At 61.8% G+C, this 429-nt stretch carries 1 protein-coding gene; it reads left to right on the top strand.

The annotated features are described in order from the left end of the window. Positions 1-429 (top strand): S8 family serine peptidase (locus tag J5M56_RS25835; protein WP_207938164.1); only part of this gene is annotated, 429 nt, incomplete at both ends.

Raw genomic sequence — 429 nt, 5'->3', positions numbered from 1 at the left:
CAGTTGCAGTTCAACGAAATCCGCACCTTGCTCGGCACCAAACCCGGCGGCGCCTACGACGGCGCGATTGCCGCCGCACGCAGCGGCATCGTCACTATTTTTGCCGCCGGCAACGACTACAACCTGAACAACCCGGATGCCATTGCCGGCCTCGGTTATTTCGTTCCGGACATCGCGCCGAACTGGATCACCGTCGCCGCATTGCAGCAGAACCCGGACGCCGCCAGCGCCAATCCGTACGTGATCAGCACGTTCTCCTCGCGTTGCGGCTACACCGCCAGTTACTGCGTCTCGGCGCCGGGCACCAAGATCTACAGCTCGATCATCGAAGGTACCAACGCCGACAACTTGACCACCGGCTACAAAGACTACAACGGCGCCTCGATGGCCGCGCCACATGTGGACGGTTCCATCGCGGTGTTGATGGAG

Origin of the sequence: Pseudomonas sp. 51_B (assembly GCF_017491595.1) — a bacterium.
GTDB lineage: Bacteria > Pseudomonadota > Gammaproteobacteria > Pseudomonadales > Pseudomonadaceae > Aquipseudomonas > Aquipseudomonas promysalinigenes.
This window is presented reverse-complemented; position numbering and strand designations above follow the sequence as displayed.